This is a genomic window from Pseudarthrobacter sp. MOO14, assembly GCF_058267675.1.
In genome coordinates, this window is the sequence record NZ_CM177849.1 from 1,663,945 (window position 1) to 1,685,030 (window position 21,086).

A 21,086-nucleotide genomic window follows, 5' to 3' on the forward strand; every position below is an offset into this window, starting at 1 on the left:
GAACACCCATGAAAAAGAAAGCACTCACCTCCCTCGCCGCAGCGGCAGCCGCTGTCCTGGCACTGTCGGCCTGCGGAGGCGGCGGATCCGCCGAGGCCGGCAAGGGCGAAATCAACTACTGGCTGTGGGATGCCAACCAGCTCCCGGCGTACAAGCAGTGCGCCGACGACTTCCATAAGGCCAACCCGGACATCACCGTCAAGGTCACCCAGCGCGGCTGGGACGACTACTGGGGCACCCTCACCAACGGCTTCGTGGCGGGCACCGCCCCGGACGTCTTCACCGACCACCTGGGCAAGTACCCGGAATTCATCAAGAACAAGCAACTGCTCGCCCTTGATGACGCCGTCAAGAAGGACAACATCGATACCGGCATCTACAACTCCGGGCTCGCGGACCTCTGGGTTGGCCAGGACGGCAAGCGGTACGGCCTGCCCAAGGACTGGGACACCATCGCCCTGTTCTACAACACCAAGCTCGCGGCCGACGCCGGCGTCACCCCCGAACAGATGGCCAACCTGAGCTGGAACCCCCACGACGGCGGCACCTACGAAAAGACGATCGCCCACCTGACCGTGGACAAGAACGGCAAGCGCGGCGACGAAGCCGGCTTCGACAAGAACAACGTGGCCGTCTACGGGCTCGGGCTCAACGGCTCCGGCTCGGGCCAGGGCCAGACCGAGTGGAGCTACCTGACCGGAACCACCGGCTGGACGCACACGGACAAGAACCCGTGGGGCAAGCACTTCAACTACGACGACCCCAAGTTCCAGGAAAGCATCGACTGGTTCGCCGGGCTGGTGGACAAGGGCTACATGCCGAAACTTGAAACCACGGTGGGCTCCAGCATGGCGGACACCTTTGCCGCCGGCAAGTCCGTCATCAATGCCAACGGTTCGTGGATGATCGGCCAGTACACCGGCTACAAGGACGTCAAGGTGGGCATCGCCCCGACGCCCAAGGGTGTCGACGGCAAGCGCGCCAGCATGTACAACGGCCTGGCGGACTCCATCTACGCCGGCACCAAGAAGCCGGAGGCCGCCATCAAGTGGGTGGAATACCTGGGCTCCGCAGCCTGCCAGGACGTGGTGGCTGCCAAGGCCGTTGTCTTCCCCGCCATCAAGACCTCCGCCGACAAGGCAGTGGAAGCGTTCAAGGCCAAGGGCGTTGACGTGACCCCGTTCAGCCAGCAGGTCAAGGACGGCACCACGTTCCTCTACCCGATCGCGGACAACGCCGCCAAGGTTGACGGCATCATGAAGCCGGCCATGGACGCCGTGGTATCCGGCAAGGCCAAGGCCAGCTCCCTCACCCAGGCCAACGACCAGGTCAACGCCCTGTTCAAGTAACCCCTCCAACGTGGCTGCGTATGTGGTCGCAGCCACCGGCCCGGGCGCCGCCGTCCTCCTCCTCGCGGCGGCGGCGGCGCCCGGCCACCCCTTTCCGGATTTCCCTCCTGTGCGTAACTTAAGACGCAACGCTGAACACTGAAAGAGACCTCCTATGGATCCCCTGTACCTCCGTTCCGCCGGCACCAGCCTGCTGATCAGCTTCGACAGCGGGGAGGCCGAGGTCATCCATTGGGGCGCGGACCTGGGCGCGGAGCTGCCGAACCTGGGCTTCCTGGCCGGACCCATCGGTCCCTCTTCGGTCGACGCGCGCGTACCGTCCGCCCTGCTCCCCCAGGCGTCCTCCTCGTGGCGCGGCCGCCCCGCCCTGCGCGGGCACCGCATCACCGGCGACGGCTCCGGCTTCGACTTTTCCACCCGCCTCCGCGTCACGTCCGCCAACGCCGAGGGCCGCACCGCCACGATCGGCCAGGCCGACGCCGACGCCGGCATCAGCGTCTCCACCTCCCTCACGCTGCACGACGGCGGCCTGCTGGAACTGCGCCATACCGTCACCAATGACGGCACCACCCCGTTCCAGGTGGACGAGCTGGCAACCGTCCTCCCGGTGGCCCCCGACGCCGTCGAACTCCTGGACCTCACCGGCCGCTGGTGCCGGGAACGCCACCCGCAACGGCAGCGCATCCAGCAGGGCACCTGGGTCCGGACCGGCCGGCACGGCCGCACCGGGCACGACTCGTCACTGATCTTCGCCGCAGGCACCGAGGGCTTCGGCAACCGGCACGGCAAGGTGTGGGCGACCCATCTGGCCTGGAGCGGCAACCACGAACAGTTCGCGGACACCATCGGCGATGGCCGGACCGTGATCGGCGGCTCGGAGCTGCTGGGGCCGGCCGAAGTCATCCTCGAACCGGGTGCCGGGTACACCACGCCGGCCCTGTTCGCCGCCTACTCCGCCCACGGCCTGGACGGCATCAGCGAGGCGTTCTATAGCTGGTTCCGTTCCCGGCCGCACCATGTGCTGCCGGCCGCCTCCACAGGGCTGCCGGCCGGAAAGCCGCGCCCGGTGGTGCTGAACACCTGGGAGGCAGTGTATTTCGACCACAACCTGGACACGCTGGTCGAGCTGGCTGATTCCGCGGCGGACCTTGGCGTGGAGCGCTTCGTGCTCGACGACGGCTGGTTCCGCGGGCGCCGCGACGACCACGCCGGGCTGGGCGACTGGTACGTCGACGAGACGGTGTGGCCGGACGGCCTGGCCCCGCTGATCGACGCCGTCACCTCCCGTGGCATGGAGTTCGGCCTGTGGGTGGAGCCGGAGATGGTCAACTTGGATTCGGACGTTGCCCGTGCACATCCGGACTGGATCGTGAGTCCTTCCGCCGCGGCGCACAAGGACGGCGGCCGGCTGCCCCTGGAGTGGCGCAACCAGCACGTCATCGACTTGGTGAACCCGGAGGCCTGGCACTACGTGTTCGACCGGATCTCCGCGCTCCTGTCCGGCAACAACATCAGCTACCTGAAATGGGACCAGAACCGCGACCTCGTGGAACACGGCCATGCGGGCCGGCCCTCCGTCCACGAGCAGACCCTTGCTGCGTACCGGCTGTTCGATGAACTCCGCAAGGCCCACCCCGGCGTCGAAATCGAGAGTTGCTCGTCCGGTGGCGCCCGCGTGGACCTGGGCATCCTGGGGCGGACCGACCGTATCTGGGCCTCGGACTGCAATGACGCGCTGGAGCGGCAGACCATCCAGCGCTGGACCGGCCTGGTGGTCCCGCCCGAGCTGGTGGGCAGCCACATCGGGCCCACCACCTCGCACACCACCGCCCGGACCCACGATCTCTCGTTCCGGGCCATTACTGCCTTGTTCGGCCACTTTGGGATGGAATGGGATGTCCGGGGCGTCCAGGGCAAGGAGCGGGAAGAGTTGCGGCGCTTGGTGGGGCTGTACAAGGAACACCGGGACCTGATCCACAGCGGGCTGCCGGTCCACGCAGACCTCGCCGATGACGCGTTCCAGTTGTACGGCGTGGTGGCTCCCGCACCCGTTGAAGGCGCGACGGCGGCGCTGTTCGCCGTCGTGGGCATGCGCACCTCGGCGCCCGAGACCCCCGGCAGGATGGGCGTTCCCGGTTTGGACGGGGAGCGCAGCTACCGGGTGGAGGCCGTCTTCCCCACACCGGTGGACGCCGACTACGCCCACACCTTCACCCAGGTCCAGCCCCCGGCCTGGCTTGCAGGCGGCGCGGTTGCCAACGGACGGTTCCTCGCCGAAGTGGGGCTGCCCATGCCCATGTTGAACCCGGAGCACGCGTTGCTGTTCAAGGTCACGGCCCTCTAGCGGCTGCTATGGGCCCGCTGCCCGCCGCCCTCACCAACGTAAGAATGCGCGGCGGGCAGCACCAACCTATAGATTTGCAGGCATGACTGAAGCCTCCTCCACCGTCGAAGCCGGCCGCGGCACCATCCTCGTTATCAACGGCCCCAACCTGAACCTGCTGGGCACCCGGGAGCCGGAGAAGTACGGCACCTCAACCCTCGCGGACGTGGAGCAGCTGGCAGCCTCTGCCGCCGCCAAGCACGGCTTCGCGGTGGAGTGCGTGCAGTCCAACCATGAGGGTGTCCTGCTGGATGCCATCCACGCGGCCCGGGGAGCTGCCGCAGGAATTGTGCTGAACGCCGGCGCCTTCACGCACACGTCCGTGGCGCTCCGTGACGCCCTGGCTGCGGTGCAGCTGCCCGCCGTCGAGGTGCATATCACCAACGTGCACCAGCGGGAGGAGTTCCGGCACCACTCGTACCTGTCTCCGGTATGTGCCGCGGTGATCGTGGGCGCCGGCGTATTCGGCTACAAACTCGCCATCGACTACCTGGCCGAGGTCCTGTAGCCGGCAGCCCTGGTTCTGAGCGGCCTGGCTTGCTGCAGCCCTACTTCTGGATGCACTGCCCGGAGGAGACGGGCGCGGACAGTGTGGGCGCCTGCTGGGCCACGGGGTTCAGGTCGCTCATGGTGATGGCGAATCCCACTTCTGCGTCCGAGGTTGCCTTGGCAAAGATCACCCCGGCCACCTGGCCGTCGGTGGTCAGCAGCGGGCCGCCCGAGTTCCCCGGCTGCACGTCCCCCGCCAGGCGGTAGATGTCTTCCGGCGACGGGTTGTTTCCGTAAATGTCCGGCACCAGCACGGTGGCGATGTCCTGCACAGTGGCCGGCTTGGACTGGAAGGGCCCGCCGTGGGGGTACCCGGCGAAGGCGGCCTGGCTGCCGCCGGGCAGGTCGCGGCTCAGCGGCAGCGGCTGGGACGGCAGGTTGTCCACCGCCAGGACGGCCAGGTCCCGTTTGGTGTCGAAGTAGACCACGCGCCCCGGCATCGCACCGCCGTCGGGCATCTCCACGACGGGCTGCGACACGCCCGCCACAACGTGTGCGTTGGTGACCACGCGGCCCTGGGACACCACGAACCCGGTGCCGGTCTGGTTCTGGCCGCATTCATACGCCGTGCCGGCGATCCTCAGGACCGACTGGGCGGCCTGGTTCAAGGCCGGAGTGTTGGTGCTCGCGTTGGGCACCTGGACCGGCTGGCCCTGGTCCAGCCCTTCGAACAACGTGGGGATCCCGTTGCCGATCACCGTGGACCGCAGCTCCGCCATGGTCGCCTTGACCGGGGTGGGCGTGAGCCCGTCGATGAACCGGATCACCTTGGATTCAGCCAATTGCTGCGACACGACCGGCACGCCCAGGGAGCTGACGCTGAAGGCCAGCATGGACATCACCAGCGCGGACACCACCAGGTTCAGGGCCCCGCCCACCACCCGGTCCACGGCACGCAGCGGCCGGATCCGCATGGCGCCGCGGATTTGCCGGCCCACCATGGTGCCCAGCCCGTGGCCCAGGGCCATGAGGACGACGGCGGCAGCAATGATGGCGGTCAGCCTCCACCCGGAGTCCGGAACGAAGGTGCTGACCAGGGGGACGGCAAAGAACGCCGCGACGGCGCCGGCCGCGAAACCGGCCAGGCCGCCGACCGTGACCAGGAAACCATTGCGGAGGCCGTAAACCAGGTATGACAGCAGCGCCAGGATCAGGACGAGGTCCAGGACAGTCAAGCCGACCACAAAGGCTCCTTATTAAACAGTTGAACCCCCATTCTAGTGGCGGACACTGACAAACTTCTGTGGGCTTCAACGCCCTCCCATTGACCCGGATCCGGTTGTTCACGGGCGTTTCGGCTGCCAAGTTCGTCACAGAACCTTGAAAATTCTGAAACAATGGCTCAAGCGCCACAGCCGATACTTTTACTCAGGAGATTTCATGGACATCGAGGTACTGCGCCGAGCACCCCTTTTCGCCACGCTCGACGACGACGCATTCCGTCTGCTGACGGACGAGCTCACCGAGGTGGACCTTTCCCGCGGCGCATCCGTGTTCCGTGAGGGCGACCAGGGCGACCAGCTCTACTTCATCGTCTCCGGCAAGGTGAAACTCGGCCGCACGTCCCCGGATGGCCGGGAATCCCTGCTCGCCATCCTCGGCCCGGGCGAACTCTTCGGCGAGATGGCCCTGTTCGACCCCAGCCCCCGCACCGCCACCGCCACCGCGGTGTCGGAAACCCGGCTGGCCGGGCTCAAGAACGAGAGCTTGAACACCCTGCTGCGGACCCGCCCCGAGGTTTCCGCCCAGTTGCTGCAGGCCCTGGCCCGCCGCCTGCGCCGCACCAACGACTCCCTGTCCGACCTTGTCTTCTCGGACGTTCCGGGCCGCGTGGCCAAGGCCCTGCTGGACTTGGCGGACCGTTTCGGCCGGCCGGCAACCGACGGCGTCCTGGTGGCACACGAGCTGACCCAGGAGGAACTGGCGCAGCTGGTGGGCGCGTCCCGCGAAACCGTCAACAAGGCCCTCGCCGAGTTCGTCCAGCGCGGCTGGCTCCGCCTCGAAGCCCGCGCCGTGGTCATCCTGGACATGCAGCGCCTCCGCCAGCGCTCCCGCTAGGACACACGAAAAAGGCCGCCCCGAGGGGCGGCCTTTTTCGTGCCCGGGAACAATGCGGTGGTTGGGACAAGCTCAACTGCCTGGCTTCAGCGTTCGCGCTGGTGGTCCCCTGCCACGGTCTTGGCGGCCTCGACCTCAAGCATCAGCTTGCCGTCTTCCTCCACCAGGACCGGCTGGTACACGTGGGGCTTGCGCTTGTAGCTCAGGTAGGCGATGCAGCCGTTGGCGGCCGCCATCTTTTCGATCATGATCTCCGAGCCGGGGACCAGCAGCTCACCCAAGGGACGGCCCACGGTGTTCTCCTGGCCGGCCTCGTCGCCGAGTGCGGTGGTATTCCTTTCCTGCACCACCTGCGCCGCATTGACCCACCTGCCCCAGACGCCCTTGCCCTCGAGCAGCGTGGGTTCCTGTCCCAGCGGGACGGTGGCGGCAAAGTACCGGGTATCGAACCGGCGGTGCGCAAAATCCGGGCTGCGCCAGTTGACCAGGGATTTGAGCAGGTCCGTGCGCAGCGAGAGGCCGCGCTTGCCCAGGACCTGGGCCAGCGTCTTCTCCTGGTCCGCAACGGCGATGCGGGCACGCATCCACTCGGACGAGGACGTGGCTTCCACGGTATTGGACATGTCCGGACCAGCCAGCAGGATGCCGGTCTCTTCGAAGAGTTCCCGGATGGCGCCCACCACGTGGCGCCGCGCCAGCCCGACGTCGGCCGTTCCCATCTGCTCGGCCCAATGCTGCGGCGAGGGGCCGAGCCAGCCCATGGCGTCGTCGTCTGCCGGGTCCAGGGAGCCGCCTGGGAACGCGAGGACTCCCAGCGGCGAGGAGCCGGGCCGGTAACCCAGCCAGGTCTCCAGGCCGGTGGGGGAATCACGCAGGAGGACTACGGAAGAGGCGTAGCGCGCGGCCCGGGGAGTCCGTTCGCCGTGTTCGAGCCAGCTTTGAGCCGCCCCTTCAAGGTCCTGGGGAAGTGCAAAAAGGCGTCGTGCGAGGTGAGGCAAGGGAAGTGACCGGTCCTAGCTGAATTCGGCGATCAGTTCGACTTCAACGGGAGAGTCGAGCGGAAGAACGGCAACGCCGACGGCGGAACGTGCGTGCTGTCCGGCGTCGCCAAGGACACGGCCCAGCAGTTCAGAGGCGCCGTTGATAACGGCGGGCTGGCCCGTGAACGACGGGTCGGAGGAGACGAATCCGACCACCTTGACGATGCGGGTGATGCGGTCCAGGTCGCCGATGACGCTCTTGACCGCGGCCAGGGCGTTCACGGCACACACGGCGGCATACTTCTGGGCGTCCTCCGGGGAGACCGTGGGCTCGTCGGCGAACCCTTCGGTACCGGCGGACACTTTGCCCGTGGCTTCGAGTTTGCCGTTAATGAACGGCAGCTGGCCGGAGGTGTACACGTGGTTGCCGGAGACGATGGCGGGGACGTAGGACGCCACGGGAGCGGCGACTTCCGGGAGCGTGATGCCAAGTTCCGCGAGGCGCTGCTCGACGGCGGATGCCGGCGCCGTTGCGGCGCCGGAACCGGCTTCTGCGGGGGTGCTCATGCTACTGCTTCTCCCTCTTGAGGTAGGCGACAAGCCCGTTGCCGTCGGGTCCGGGAACCACTTGGACAAGCTCCCAGCCGTCCTCCCCCCACTGGTCCAGGATCTGCTTGGTGGCGTGAATAATGAGCGGAATCGTCGCGTACTCCCATTTGGTCATGAGAGAAAGCGTAGCCCTTGCCGGTAAAGTGGAAAACATGGCGACTCGCAACAACCCCTTATTCGACACTGCCACCACACTGGGTAAGATCCTTCTTTTCCTCGGTGTGAGCGCGATTTGCGGTGTCCTGGTGGCGGGCCTTCTGGTTCCCGCCGCTGCCGTCTCGGGCAGCGCGGCAAGCGGTTCCATCAACTTCTTCGACTCCCTCCCTGCGGAACTGAAGGTTGACCCGCCCAGCCAGACCACCCGCATCCTGGCCGCCGACGGCAGCGAGATCGCCAGCGTCTATACGGAGAACCGCACCAAGGTTCCGCTGGACCAAATTTCGCCGAACATGAAGAACGCCATCATTGCCGTGGAGGACAGCCGCTTCTACGAGCATGGCGGCGTGGACACCACCGGCATCCTTCGCGCGCTGGTCGCCACCGCCCGCGGCAACAAGCAGGGTGCGTCCACCATCACGCAGCAGTACGTCAACAACGTGCTCAATGCGAACCTCGCCGCTGCCGGCGAAGAAGACCAGATCAAGCTCAACGGCGTCAACAAGGGCGTTGGCGACAAGCTCCGGGAAATGAAGCTCTCCATCGCCCTGGAGAAGGAGTTCACCAAGGACCAGATCCTTGAGGGCTACCTGAACATCGTGTTCTTCAACCGGGACGCATACGGCATCGAGGCCGCCTCCCGGTACTTCTTCAGCACCACCGCCAAGGACCTGACCCTCCCGCAGGCGGCACTCCTGGCGGGCCTGGTGAACAGCCCGTCCATGTTCGACCCCATCACCAATCCGGAGAAGTCCAAGCAGCGCCGGGACCTGGTGCTGGGCCTGATGAAGGACCAGGGCAAGATCACCGCGGACGAATACCAGGCTGCGGTGGCCACCCCTGTTGAACCGAAGGTCACCCAGCCCAAGCAGGGTTGTGCCTACGCGGCCACCGCTCCGTACTTCTGCGACTACGTCCTGCACCTGCTGGAGAACAACCCGGCCTACGGTGCCGAGGTCAAGGACCGTCAGCGGCTCATCTACGGCGGCGGCCTGACCATCACCACCACCCTGGACCCCAAAGCCCAGGCCACCGCCCAGGAGCAGGCCGACGCCGCAGCCGGCGCCAACCCGGATAAATGGGGTGCGTCCATGGTCTCGGTGCAGCCCGGCACCGGCAAGATCATCTCCATGGCCCAAAACACCTCGTTCCTGGCCGGCGCGGGCGGCTTCAATTCACAGTTGAACTTCAACGTGGACAAGCTGGACAAGGACGGGAACGACCTCAACGGCGTCGGCGGGTTCCAACCAGGTTCCACCATGAAACCGTTCACCTTCGCGGAGTGGCTCAACGAGGGCAAGACCATGAACACAGTGGTCAACGCAGCCCAGCGCGTCTACCCGCTGAATTTCCCCTGGAAGAACACCTGCGGCAAGGTCACGGGTGCCTACAACACGGCGCAGAAGTCCTTGGGCGCCGCGGACGACCTGCAAAACGCCGAGCCGCAGTGGTACCGGCCGCTGAGCGTCCTTGAGGGCCTTTACAACTCCATTAACACCGTGACATTCGCGTCCGCGGCGCAGCTGGACTTCTGCGGCATCCAAAAAATCGTGGATGCAACGGGTCTGCACAGCGGCTTGCCCTCGGCTGATGGCACCGATCCGCACCCCAAGATCGACATGTCAACACTGGGCAACCTGCTGGGCTCCACCCAGACGTCGCCGCTCACCATGGCCAGCGCCTTCGCCACGTTTGCGAACGACGGCAAGTACTGCGAGCCCATTGCCATCACCTCGGTGACCGATGCCACCGGCAAGCAGCTCCCGGCACAGTCCAGCAGCTGCCGCGACGCCATCAAGCCGGAGGTTGCCCGCGGCGTGAACTACGCGCTTCAGGAAGTCATGAACAGGGGTTCGGGCTCGCTGATCCAGCCGCGCCTTTCCACCAAGACCAGCTTCCCGATCGGTGCGAAGACCGGTACGTCCAACCTCCAGGGTTCCACTTGGGTAGTTGGACACACCACCGGCCTGGCCACTGCCGCCTGGTTCGGCGACCCGTTGGGTGACCAGGGCCGTTCGGGCCAGAACATCACCGTCAACGGAAAGTTCTACCAGGGCATCGACGGTTACATGATCGCCGGCCCCATGTTCTCGAACTTCATGACCAAGATCGCTCCGGGCTACGGGACCAACCCGTTCCCGGCGCCGCCGAGCAACATGATCAACGGGACCACGCCCAATTCGGCTCCTGCTCAGAACGGCCAGCAGGCCACTCAAGCACCTGCAACCCAGGCGCCCGCCACCCAGGCCCCGGCCCCGGCGCCGAGCAACAACGGGAACGGCAACAATGGCAAGGGCAACGGCTAAGCGCGCATGAGCATCGACAGCCTGGCAAGCCGCGCCCGTTCAATCGGGCGCGGCTTTGCCGTTGCCGCAGGGGCCGGAACTGCGGCCGGGATGGCGGCCTTCGGCTACGGCTTGTGGGAGAAGAACCAGTTCGTCCTTCGCGAGGAAACCCTGGCCATCCTCCCGCCCGGACGCAACCCGTTCCGTATCCTGCACCTGAGCGACATCCACTTCGTGCCCGGCCAACAGAAGAAGGCCCAGTGGCTCGCCTCCTTGGCGGACCTGCAGCCCGACCTGGTGGTGAATACGGGCGACAACCTCAGCCATGTCAAGGCAGTGGATCCCCTCCTGGCCGCGCTTCGGCCCTTGCTGCAGTTTCCCGGCGTCTTCGTACCGGGCTCCAACGACTACTTCGCCCCCACATTCAAGAACCCCGCGTCCTACCTGTTGGGACCCTCCAAGGCCGCGCCGAAGCCCACCCCCCTGGATTGGCCCCGCCTTCGTTCCGGGTTCGGCATGGGTGGCTGGGTGGACCTGACCAACCGCCACCAGTCGCTGATCCTGAACGGCATGCGCTTCGACTTCTCCGGCGTGGATGACCCGCACCTGAACCGCGAGCGCTACGCCGGCTGGCCGCGCGGCACGGTCAACCAGGACGCCAACGACCATCTCAAGGTGGCGGTCATCCATGCCCCGTACCAGCGGGTACTGGACCACTTCACGGAAAGCGGCGCCGACCTCCTGCTCGCCGGCCATACGCATGGCGGCCAGCTCTGCATCCCCGGGTATGGTGCCGTCGTCGCCAACTGCGACCTCCCCACGTGGCGCGCAAAGGGCCTCAACGACTGGACCAGCAACGGGCGTACGACGCCGGTCAACGTCTCCGGTGGCATCGGCACCTCACGCTTCGCCCCGGTAAGGATCGCCTGCAAGCCTGAGGCAGTCCTGCTGACGCTGACCTCCCGCGGCTGACCCTCCCATTACGGACTGCAATAACTGGGCAAGCCGGGCGCCCCGGCGGCAACCCCTGTGAATCGTCTCACGCCATGGCATAGGGTAGTTGCTAGAGGAAACTACATTCGTTTTAGAGCTTGAGAAGCGGGCATGGCCAAGCAGACTCCATTTTTCAGATCAATCAGCCGTCTTTATCCGCACGTCCGGCCCATCATCCCCCGGCTTTTGCTGGGGCTTCTCTGTGCGCTGGCGGCAAGTATCGTTGCCCTGACCATCCCCCAGGTGCTGCGTGTCCTGGTCAACACGGCGCTGCAGCCGGGGGCCAGTGCGGACGGGGTGTGGATTTCCGCAGGTGTCATCCTGGTGCTGGGCGTCGCCGAAGCCGGCCTGGTGGCGCTCCGCCGGCAGTTCGTCATCAACCCTGCCACGACGGTGGAAACCAGGATGCGGGTCTCGCTCTACGACCACCTGCAGGAACTGACCGTCTCCTTCCACGACCGCTGGGGTTCCGGCCAGCTGCTGTCCAGGGCCATGACAGACCTGAACTTCCTGCGCCGGTGGATGGCCTTCGGCGCCATCATGCTGGTGGTCACCACCCTCACGGTGATTATCGGGATCGTGGCCATGTTCGCCATGAGCTGGCAGCTGGCGCTGATCTTCCTCGCCGCCGCCGTACCCATCACCATCAACAGCTTCCGGTTCCGCACCCGGTTCAGCAAGGTGGCCCGGCGCAGCCAGGACCAGGCCGGCGACCTCGCCACCACGGTGGAGGAATCAGTCCACGGCATCCGCGTGCTCAAGGCGTTTGGCCGCAGCCGGGAAGCCCTCGAGAACTTCAACGAACAAGCCGAGGAACTGCGCCAGACCGAAATCGAGAAGGCCCGCCACCAGGCCACCTTCACCATGGTGGTCACCCTGCTCCCCGAACTCGCGCTCGGAACCGGCCTGGTGGTGGGCGTCATGCTGTGTGCCGGCGGCCAGCTGAGCATCGGCTCCCTGGTGGCGTTCTTCGCAACGGCCGCCGTCATCGCCTCGCCGGTGGAATTTTCCGGCATGCTGCTGGCCATGGCACTCACGGCGAAGACCGCCGTCGACCGCCACTACGAGGTGATGGATACGCAGAACACCATCACCAGCCCCGCCGAGCCGCGCCGCCCGGACGAACTCGCGGGCGCACTGCGCTTCGACAACGCAACGTTCGCCTTCGAGGACGCCCCGGACCGGCCGATCCTCAAGGACATCAACCTCGAGGTGCGGCCCGGCGAAACCATGGCTTTGGTGGGCATCACCGGCAGCGGCAAGAGCGCGCTCATCCAGCTGGTCCCCCGCCTCTACGACGTCACGGCCGGCGCCATCAGCATCGATGGAGTGGACATCCGCGACTTCGACGTCGAGGAACTGCGCAGGATTGTCGGAGTGGCCTTCGAGGACACCACGCTGTTCTCCAGTTCCGTCCGGGACAACGTCCTCCTTGGCGCGCCGGTGCGTTCCGAGGAGATCCTGGAGGAGGCCTTGGACGTGGCGCAGGCGCATTTCTCCTATTCCCTGCCGCAGGGCGTGGACACGCTGATCGGCGAGGAAGGGCTTAGCCTGTCCGGCGGCCAGCGCCAGCGCATTGCCCTGGCACGTGCCATCGCCGCCCGTCCCCGTGTCCTGGTCCTGGATGATCCCCTCTCGGCCCTGGACGTCCACACCGAGGAACTCGTGGAGGCCCGCCTCCGCGAGGTGCTCAAGGACACCACCACCCTGATCGTGGCGCACCGGCCGTCCACCGTGGCGCTGGCCGACCGGGTGGCGCTGCTGGAAGACGGCCGTATCACCGCCGTGGGCACTCACACGGAACTGCTGGCCGGCAACCAGCATTACCGGTACGTCATCGCCAGCCTGGAGCGTGAACCGCGCGACCTTGACTCCGAACTGTCCGCCCTTGAGGACCAGGCAGAGGAAGTGACCCGATGAGCACGGCAACATTCGGCACCGCCAACGAGGACAACGCCCACCTCAGCAAGAGCGACAGCAAGGCGGTCCGGCGCCGGTCGATCGCCCTGCTCGGGTCCCTGATCCGGCCGGTACGGGTGCGCTTCTGGCTGACCATCGCCATGGTGGTCCTTTCCCAGGCAGCCCGGGTGGCCGGCCCGGCACTGATCGCTTTCGGCATCGACCACGCCCTCCCGGCCCTCCGGTCAGGTGACAACCTCCCGCTGGTGTTCACCGGCGTCGCCTACCTGCTGGCGGCCATCGCGACGGCGGGCCTCACCGCCCTGTACGTCACCTCCACGGCACGGCTCAGCCAGGCAATGCTGCTGGACCTGCGCGTCCGGGTCTTCCGGCACACCCAGCGGCTCAGCCTGGAATTCCATGAACGGTACACGTCCGGCCGGATCATTGCCCGCCAGACGTCGGACCTGGAGGCGTTACGCGAACTCCTCGATTCCGGCGTCAGCTCGCTGGCTTCCGGGATGCTCTTCATGGCGTTCACCGCCGCCACGATCTTCGCCCTGGACTGGCGCAGCGGCCTGCTGGTGCTGGCCGCCGGGGTGCCCATGTTCTTCCTGGCCCGCTGGTACCAGAAGCATTCCCAAATCGCCTTCCGGGAATCACGGGTGGTTTCCGCCCGGCTGATCGTGCACTTCGTCGAAACCATGACCGGAATCCGCGCGGTCAAGGCCTTCCGCAAGGAAAAGGAAAACTCCGAAACCTACGGCAACCTCGCCGAGGACTACCGCCTGGTCACGGTCCGGTCCATCAACCTGAACGGCATCTTCCAGCCCGGGCTGGTGCTGATCGGCAACGTCTGCGTGGCAGTGGTGCTGCTGTTCGGCGGCTTCCGGGTGCTGGGCGGCGACCTGGCCGTCGGCGTCCTCCTGGCCCTCATCCTCTCCACCAAGCGGTTCTTCCAGCCCGTGGACCAGATGGCCATGTTCTACAACTCGTTCCAGAGCGCGCAGGCAGCCCTCGAAAAGGTGTCCGGGCTCCTCGAGGAAGTACCCACGGTCCGGCCGCCGAAGAACCCTGTCCCGCTTCCCGACGCCACCGGGCGCATCGACTTCAAGGACGTCGAGTTCCGCTATGGAGACGGACCCGTGGTGGTGCCCCGCCTGAACCTGCATATCCCGGCCGGGCAAACGGTCGCCCTGGTGGGACAGACCGGCGCCGGCAAGTCCACCCTGGCCAAACTCATCGCCCGGTTCTACGACGTCAGCTCGGGACACCTGACCCTGGACGGCGTGGACCTCCGCGACCTTGCCACCACCGACCTCCGCCGGAACATCGTCATGGTCACCCAGGAAGCCTTCCTGTTCAGCGGTTCGGTGGCGGACAACATCGCACTGGGCCGGCCGGAAGCGACACGTGCCGAGATTGAGGAAGCTGCCAAGGCCGTTGGGGCGCACGACTTCATCCTGGAACTCCCCGAGGGCTACGACACCGACGTCAACAAGCGCGGCGGCAGGGTCTCCTCCGGGCAGCGGCAGTTGATCAGCTTCGCCAGGGCCTTCCTGGCGCGGCCGGCAGTACTGATCCTGGATGAGGCCACCTCCTCCCTGGACATCCCCTCTGAAAGGCTTGTGCAGGCCGGGCTGGCCGTCCTGCTCGCCGGGACGGAGGCGGCGCGCAGGACGGCACTGATCATCGCGCACCGGCTGTCCACCGTCGAGACAGCTGACAGGGTACTGGTGGTGCACGACGGCCGGATCGTGGAGGACGGCACCCCGGAGGATCTGATCGGCGGCGGCGGCCGCTTCGCGGACCTGCACGGGGCTTGGAAGGATTCCTTGGTCTAGGCCGCCGCCCAGGCCCACCGGCGGCCGGATTTCGCATCGGGCCCCGCCATCGGCTATCCTTGTAAAGTTGCTTTTGCAGCGGATCGGGATGTAGCGCAGCTTGGTAGCGCGCTTCGTTCGGGACGAAGAGGTCGCAGGTTCAAATCCTGTCATCCCGACCATAACGGAAAGAGGGTCTCCACCGGAGGCCCTCTTTTTGCGTCTCTATTTGGTGACGCCCCGCCGGACACTCCCGCCGCCTTAACGCCACCACCCGGTTAAAAGGAATGGCCCCGGAGCTGTTGCTCCGGGGCCATCCTCGCCTCCTGGGTGAGGAAGCTGTTTATGCGGGATCAGGCCAGTTGCCCACGTACGTGGTGTAGGTAGTGCTGGTGGCCTTATCCTTCTTCACCTTTGCGGAGGCGGGGTCAGGCCAGTTGCCTACTGCTACAGACGTACTCGAATTATCGGCGACGGAGCCTGAGGCCAGGACAGCCGGAGCTGCCGCGGAAAAAGCCAGGGCCCCGGCCAGGACGGCCGCGGTTGCGATCTTCTTCAACATATAAGTTCCTCAATACGAGTCGGATTCGTTACAAAGCCAGCACTGTCCTTGTTGACACACATTGTAAAATATTTTCCACAGGGGCTGTCAAGCATCCGTCAGCCCCACTTGTCCAAAAGAGGAGGATACGCGTGGGCAACGGGTTCGGAGAAAAGCTCCGCGCGGAGCGCCTTGAGCGTGGACTGACGCAGGCCGAACTGGGCAAGGACCTGTACTCACCCAGCTACATCTCGCTGCTTGAAACGGGCCGCCGCGAACCGACGGCGGAAGTCATCGAGGAACTGGCGCGCCGGCTGGAGCTGGCACCGAAAGCCCTGGAGGCATGGAGCCAGCCCATTTCCGTCAGCGACGCCGAGTATGTACTCGCCGGCCTCTACGCCCGGCAGGCGTGGGACCTGCGCGACTATCCCTTGGCGGCAAGCCACGCGGCCACGGCCGCAAAGATCGCCCTGGAGGGGCGGAACACCAGTGCGTGGTGGAACATGACGTACATGCAGGCCGAGTGCCTGATCAAGCAGGGCAACTGGCGCGAAGCCCAAAAGATCATGGAGCACCTGCTGGAACATCCCATGGCCAGGGAATCGGCAGGACTTGCCGTCCGGGCACACCAGATGCTGGCCGGCATCTACCAGGGCCAAGGCCAGCTGAGCCTAGCCGTGGACCAGGGAATCCAGGCCGTGGACCTGTGCAAGCAGCTCCCCAAGGGATCAACCCTCATCATCAATGCCCACCACGCCCTCATCGGGGCACTGGCCGAGAGCGGGCGGCTCGATGAAGCCTGGGGGTATTGCCAGGCCATGATCGAGCACGTGGACGAACTGTCCATGAGCCAGCTCGCCGGCGAGGTGGCCTGGGTGGTGGGTAACGTCGCCTTCATGCGGCACGACTACGCCGAGGGCGTGAAGCACCACGAGCGTGCGGCGCGCCTGCTCTCCCCCGCCAATGACATCGGGCTGTGGGCCCGGTTCAACAAGGCGTCCGCGGCGGTCCGCCTCTCCTCCGGCATCGTTGAGCCGGAAACGCTGTCTGCGATCGAACGTGCTGAACTGGCGCTGTCAATCGTGGGAGGCAACAAGTCAGACCAGCTGGAGGTCGCGTTCATTCGCGCCCGCTGGCTGTACCTCACCGGGGACATTGTGGCCGCCGTCGAGAAACTCCGAGAAATCCACGCCGAGCGCGCCAGCCTCGCCAAGCACACGGCTGGTGAGGTCTCGCTCCTCCTGGGCAAGTCGCTCAAGGCTGCCGGTGACACCGAGGAAGCCCTGGTGCACCTGGAGGAAGCCCAGAAGGCCTTTGCCGCGGCAGGCGCCCAGGACAGGGTCCAGCAGGCCTTGGACGCGATCCTTGAAATCAAGCTGGCCCAGAGGCGCGCGGCCGCGGCCGCGAAAGCCAGCTGAAGCAAGCCAGGTGAACCCGCCGTGGCGGGTCCACCTGGCGTGGCCGGGTCTCAGGCGAATGTCTTTCCGGTGATCTTCTCGTACGCTTCGACATACCGGCTGCGGGTGCGTTCCACCACGTCGGCAGGCAGGGCCGGCGGCGGGGTGTCGGATGACCGGTCCCAGCCGGAGGCGGCAGAAGTCAGCCAGTCCCGCACGTACTGTTTGTCGTAGGAAGGCTGGGCCTGTCCGGGTTTGTAGGTTGCAGCGTCCCAGAAACGGGAAGAATCGGGGGTCAGCACCTCATCGCCCAGGGTGATGGACCCGGACACGGCGTCGTAGCCGAATTCCACCTTGGTGTCCGCGAGGATGATGCCGCGTTCACGTGCGATCTTCTCCGCCGTGGTGTAGATCTTCAGGGTCAGCTCGCTCAGGCGGGCAGCGATGTCATCCCCCACGAGCGCCACCACGGCGTCGTAGGTGATGTTCTCGTCGTGCTCACCGATCAGTGCCTTGGCGGATGGGGTGAAGATGGCGTGCTCCAGCCGGGAGCCGTCCACCAGCCCCTCCGGGAGCGGGATATCGCACACTGTCCCGGAGGCCTTGTACTCCAGCAGTCCTGAACCCGTGAGGTAGCCGCGGGCAATGCACTCCACCGGGAACATGTCCAGCTTCTTGCAGATCATGGCCCGGCCTTCCACCTCCGCGGGCACGCCGTCTTCCACCGTGGACCCGAGCACATGGTGCTCGACGCCCAGCTGGTCGAACCACCAGAGGCTCAGCTGGGTAAGGATGCGGCCTTTGTCCGGGATCTCGCTGGAGAGCACATGGTCAAAGGCGCTGATGCGGTCGCTGGCCACCACCAGGACGCAATCCTGGCCCAGGCGTTGCACGATCGACTCGTCGGCGGGTTCGTAAAGGTCGCGGACCTTGCCGGAGTAGACGTGCGTCCACCCCTCCAGTTCCAGGGTGTCCGCGGCGTAGCCACGGTTCTCGGGAGTTCCACTCATGTCAGGCCTTCGCTTTCACTACGGGCAGCGATCCGGTGGCACCGTACGGCACCTTGATTTCCCCGCGGGCTGCCTTGCGGGCAATGTCGCTGCGGTACTGGGAGCCTTCAAGCTGGACCAGCTCAACGCCGTCGTAGGCCCTTTCCCGGGCCTCCACCAGGTCACTGCCCAGGGCGACGACGGCCAGGACGCGGCCGCCGGCGGAGACCACCTTGCCCTCGTCGTCCAGGGCGGTGCCGGCGTGGATGACGTGCACGCCGTCGAGGGCGTCCACTTTCTTGAGCCCGCGGATGCGGTCACCGGTGCGGGGCGTGTCAGGGTAGTTTTCCGAGGCCACGACGACAGCGACGGCGGCGTCCTTGGACCAGCGCAGCTCTTCCGCTTTGTCCAGTTCGCCCTTGGCGGCTGCCATGAGCAACGCCCCCAGGGGGGTCTTGAGCCGGGCGAGGACCGCTTGCGTCTCGGGGTCGCCGAAACGGACGTTGAATTCGATGACGCGGGTTCCGCGGGACGTGAGCGCGAGCCCGACAAAGAGCACGCCCACGAAGGGAGTGCCGCGGCGCGCCATCTCGTTCACGGTGGGCTGCGCCACCCGGTCAAGGACTTCCTGCACCAGGCCCTCGGGGGCCCACTCGAGCGGTGTGTAGGCGCCCATGCCGCCCGTGTTGGGGCCTTCGTCGTTGTCGAAGATGCGCTTGAAATCCTGGGCGGGTGAGAGTGCCACGGTGTTCTGCCCGTCGCAGAGGACAAAGAGGGAAACCTCGGGGCCGTCCAGGAACTCCTCGATCACCACTGATCCGCCGGCGTCGAAGCACGACTGGGCGTGGGCCAGGGCTTCGTCCCGGTTCCTGGTGACCACCACGCCCTTGCCGGCGGCCAGGCCGTCGTCCTTCACCACGTACGGAGCGCCGAAGGTGTCCAGCGCGGACGCTGCCTCTTCGGCATTGGTGGCCACCATGGCCATGGCGGTGGGAACGCCTGCCTCCGCCATGACCTCCTTGGCGAACGCTTTCGACGCTTCCAGCTGTGCTGCTGCCTTGCTGGGCCCGAACACGGGAATGCCGGCGGCGCGGACGGCGTCGGCCACACCTGCGGCCAGCGGAGCTTCGGGGCCCACCACCACGAGGTCGACCGTGAGCCGGGCAGCCAGCTCGGCAACAGCCTGGGGATCGTTGCCGTTGATGTTGTAGGTGGGTACCAGCTTGCTGATGCCGGCATTGCCGGGCGCCGCGTGGACTTCGGACACGTTGGGGTCGGCAAGCAGGGAGCGGACAATGGCGTGTTCGCGGCCTCCGGGGCCAATGACGAGTACCTTCACAGTCTCCAAGGGTACTTTGTGCACCCTTCCCGCTCCTAAGCTGTGACCTTCCCGGCCCGCCCGGTCAATCCGGACCACCCGCCGCTCCGAACCACCACCATGACAAAGCTTCGGAACCGCTTGACCGGCCCCTCCGCCCTGGCTGCCCTGGCAGGTGTGGTGGCAGCCGCCGTCGTACTTGCCGTTGCGGAGCTCCTCGGCGCATTTTTCACCGCCAGGGCAACACCGCTGTTCGCACTGGGGTCCACCTTCATTGACTTCACGCCGCCCCGGCTGAAGGACTTTGCGATTGCCACCTTCGGCACCAACGACAAGACTGCCCTGTTCGTGGGCATGGGGCTGACCATCGCGGTGCTCGCCTGCGTCCTGGGCATCGTGGCCTACCGGAAATGGGTCCTGGGCGTCCTGGGCGTCCTGTTCATGGGCGCGGTGATCGTTGCGTGTGTCGTGACTCGTGCAGGCGTCAGCGGAGTTGACGCCATCCCGTCCGTACTGGGCACGGTGGCCGGCCTGGTGGCCCTCCGCCTGCTGGTGGCACCGCTCTGGCGGCTGAAGGAAAGCAAGCCATGGCCCGAATCTCCGGCGGACCAGGCAGCCGACGCCGATGCCCGGCCGGGGAACGAAGGCGCCAGCCGTCGTCGTTTCTTCGCTGCGGCAGGGATCACCGCGGTGGCCGCCGGCATCGCCGCAACCGGCGGACGGTTGCTGGGCGCGGCGCGCAACAACGTGGCCAAGGCCCGCGAGGCGCTCACGCTGCCGGCGCCGGCCAAAGCCGCAGCAGCGGTTCCCGCCGGCGTGCAGTCGCCCGTCCCTGGCGTCACGCCATGGTTGACGGACAACGCCGACTTCTACCGGATCGACACTGCGCTGAGCGTTCCGGAAATCAACGTCAACGACTGGGAATTGCGCGTCCACGGCCTCGTGGAGCAGGAAGTCACCCTCACATTCCAGGACCTGCTGGATGCCAGCCTGATCGAATCACACGTCACCCTCACCTGCGTCTCCAACCCCGTGGGCGGCAACCTCGCCGGAAATGCCAAATGGCTGGGCCTGCCCATCCGCGACGTCCTGGCCCGGGCCAAGCCCAAGGACGGGGCGGACATGGTGCTCTCCACGTCCATCGACGGCTTCAGCGCCTCCACACCCCTGGAGGTCCTGCAGGACGGGCGTGACGCCATGCTGGCGATCGGCATGAACGGCGAGCCGCTGCCGCTGGAGCACGGCTACCCGGTGCGGATGGTGGTCCCGGGGCTCTACGGGTTCGTCTCCGCCACCAAATGGGTGGTGGACCTGGAGGTCACCCGGTTCGCGGACAACAAGGCCTACTGGACCGAGCGCGGCTGGTCCGAACGCGGCCCGATCAAGACCATGGCGCGCGTGGAGGTTCCCAAGTCGTTCGCCAAGGTTCCCGCCGGAAAGGTCGCCGTTGGCGGTACGGCCTGGGCCCAGACCCGGGGAATCACCAAGGTTGAAATCCAGATCGACAACGGCGAATGGACCGAGACGACTCTCTCCACGGAAGCCTCCACCATTACGTGGCGGCAGTGGTCTTACGAATGGGATGCCACGCCGGGCCCGCACTACATCAAGGTCCGCGCCACCGACGGTACCGGGCAGGTGCAGACGGACCAGCGCGCAGACCCCGTCCCTGACGGTGCGTCAGGCTGGCAGTCGGTGATGGTGACGGTCCAATAGCCACCTGCGACCGGCCCGCGGGTGGCCTGCCATCCGCGGAC

17 protein-coding genes and 1 tRNA gene are annotated in these 21,086 nt (G+C 66.3%); 11 read left to right on the plus strand and 7 right to left on the minus strand.

All coding sequences use genetic code 11. The features are described from left to right. The first annotated feature begins 8 nt into the window (after positions 1–8). The 3 genes from AC4EEV_RS07850 (at position 9) to aroQ (ending at position 4,240) form a co-directional block, all read left to right on the plus strand. On the plus strand, positions 9–1,349 hold the full coding sequence (locus AC4EEV_RS07850) for an ABC transporter substrate-binding protein (RefSeq protein ID WP_491330587.1): 1,341 nt from the start codon (positions 9–11) through the stop codon (positions 1,347–1,349). A gap of 154 nt (positions 1,350–1,503) precedes the next feature. After that, positions 1,504–3,693 (plus strand): alpha-galactosidase, encoded by a 2,190-nt coding sequence (locus AC4EEV_RS07855; RefSeq protein WP_491330588.1) that lies wholly within the window; start codon positions 1,504–1,506, stop codon positions 3,691–3,693. Positions 3,694–3,775: 82 nt separating this feature from the next. Beyond that, a complete protein-coding gene (gene aroQ, locus AC4EEV_RS07860; protein WP_018761856.1) occupies positions 3,776–4,240 on the plus strand; it encodes a type II 3-dehydroquinate dehydratase in 465 nt (154 codons plus the stop codon). A 40-nt stretch (positions 4,241–4,280) separates the two neighbouring features. Here aroQ and AC4EEV_RS07865 read toward each other — a convergent pair whose 3' ends face one another. After that, positions 4,281–5,465, minus strand: a complete 1,185-nt coding sequence (locus AC4EEV_RS07865) for a MarP family serine protease (protein WP_491330589.1) — start codon at positions 5,463–5,465, stop codon at positions 4,281–4,283. 196 nt (positions 5,466–5,661) lie between these two features. Between AC4EEV_RS07865 and AC4EEV_RS07870 the strand changes: the two genes are divergently transcribed. Beyond that, complete coding sequence (locus tag AC4EEV_RS07870; protein ID WP_013602309.1) at positions 5,662–6,339, plus strand: Crp/Fnr family transcriptional regulator; 678 nt, start codon at positions 5,662–5,664, stop codon at positions 6,337–6,339. Between the two features lie 86 nt (positions 6,340–6,425). On the opposite strand, the gene AC4EEV_RS07875 is transcribed toward AC4EEV_RS07870, so the two are convergent. Genes AC4EEV_RS07875 through sp36 form a run of 3 tightly spaced genes read right to left on the minus strand, consistent with a single transcriptional unit; the run spans position 6,426 to position 8,043 of the window. Continuing rightward, positions 6,426–7,337 carry an NUDIX hydrolase gene (locus AC4EEV_RS07875; RefSeq protein WP_285246960.1) on the minus strand — a complete coding sequence of 304 codons (912 nt, stop codon included), beginning with the start codon at positions 7,335–7,337 and terminating at the stop codon, positions 6,426–6,428. A 15-nt stretch (positions 7,338–7,352) separates the two neighbouring features. Then, a complete protein-coding gene (locus AC4EEV_RS07880) occupies positions 7,353–7,886 on the minus strand; it encodes a RidA family protein (protein ID WP_018761859.1) in 534 nt (177 codons plus the stop codon). Position 7,887: 1 nt separating this feature from the next. Next, positions 7,888–8,043 (minus strand): Sp36 family protein, encoded by a 156-nt coding sequence (sp36, locus tag AC4EEV_RS07885; RefSeq protein ID WP_009359196.1) that lies wholly within the window; start codon positions 8,041–8,043, stop codon positions 7,888–7,890. Positions 8,044–8,080: 37 nt separating this feature from the next. On the opposite strand from sp36, the gene AC4EEV_RS07890 reads away from it, so the two are divergent. The 5 genes from AC4EEV_RS07890 to AC4EEV_RS07910 all read left to right on the plus strand — a co-directional run bounded on the left by AC4EEV_RS07890 (position 8,081) and on the right by AC4EEV_RS07910 (position 15,266). Continuing rightward, a complete protein-coding gene (locus tag AC4EEV_RS07890) occupies positions 8,081–10,390 on the plus strand; it encodes a transglycosylase domain-containing protein (RefSeq protein WP_133830632.1) in 2,310 nt (769 codons plus the stop codon). A 6-nt stretch (positions 10,391–10,396) separates the two neighbouring features. Further along, complete coding sequence (locus AC4EEV_RS07895; RefSeq protein ID WP_109045147.1) at positions 10,397–11,341, plus strand: metallophosphoesterase; 945 nt, start codon at positions 10,397–10,399, stop codon at positions 11,339–11,341. A gap of 132 nt (positions 11,342–11,473) precedes the next feature. Further along, the gene (locus tag AC4EEV_RS07900) at positions 11,474–13,282 is read left to right on the plus strand and encodes an ABC transporter ATP-binding protein (protein WP_491330590.1); all 1,809 of its coding nucleotides are present in this window, start codon (positions 11,474–11,476) and stop codon (positions 13,280–13,282) included. Continuing rightward, positions 13,279–15,105, plus strand: a complete 1,827-nt coding sequence (locus tag AC4EEV_RS07905) for an ABC transporter ATP-binding protein (RefSeq protein WP_491330591.1) — start codon at positions 13,279–13,281, stop codon at positions 15,103–15,105. Before AC4EEV_RS07900 ends, AC4EEV_RS07905 begins: the two co-directional genes overlap by 4 nt. An 84-nt stretch (positions 15,106–15,189) precedes the next feature. Then, positions 15,190–15,266, plus strand: a tRNA-Pro gene (locus AC4EEV_RS07910). Positions 15,267–15,427: 161 nt separating this feature from the next. Here the strand turns inward: AC4EEV_RS07910 and AC4EEV_RS07915 are convergent. Beyond that, complete coding sequence (locus AC4EEV_RS07915; RefSeq protein WP_018761865.1) at positions 15,428–15,646, minus strand: hypothetical protein; 219 nt, start codon at positions 15,644–15,646, stop codon at positions 15,428–15,430. 131 nt (positions 15,647–15,777) lie between these two features. Here AC4EEV_RS07915 and AC4EEV_RS07920 point away from each other — a divergent pair, with 131 nt between their 5' ends. After that, positions 15,778–17,043: a helix-turn-helix domain-containing protein gene (locus AC4EEV_RS07920; RefSeq protein WP_018761866.1), complete on the plus strand. Its 1,266-nt coding sequence runs from the start codon at positions 15,778–15,780 to the stop codon at positions 17,041–17,043. 50 nt (positions 17,044–17,093) lie between these two features. Here the strand turns inward: AC4EEV_RS07920 and AC4EEV_RS07925 are convergent, their stop codons facing one another. Both AC4EEV_RS07925 and purD read right to left on the minus strand, forming a co-directional pair. Continuing rightward, entirely contained in the window at positions 17,094–18,032 is a 939-nt protein-coding gene (locus AC4EEV_RS07925; RefSeq protein ID WP_491330592.1) for a phosphoribosylaminoimidazolesuccinocarboxamide synthase, read from the minus strand. 1 nt (position 18,033) lies between these two features. Then, positions 18,034–19,350: a phosphoribosylamine--glycine ligase gene (purD, locus tag AC4EEV_RS07930; RefSeq protein WP_018761868.1), complete on the minus strand. Its 1,317-nt coding sequence runs from the start codon at positions 19,348–19,350 to the stop codon at positions 18,034–18,036. 99 nt (positions 19,351–19,449) lie between these two features. On the opposite strand from purD, the gene AC4EEV_RS07935 reads away from it, so the two are divergent. Next, complete coding sequence (locus AC4EEV_RS07935; protein WP_133830682.1) at positions 19,450–21,045, plus strand: molybdopterin-dependent oxidoreductase; 1,596 nt, start codon at positions 19,450–19,452, stop codon at positions 21,043–21,045. Positions 21,046–21,086: the final 41 nt, after the last annotated feature.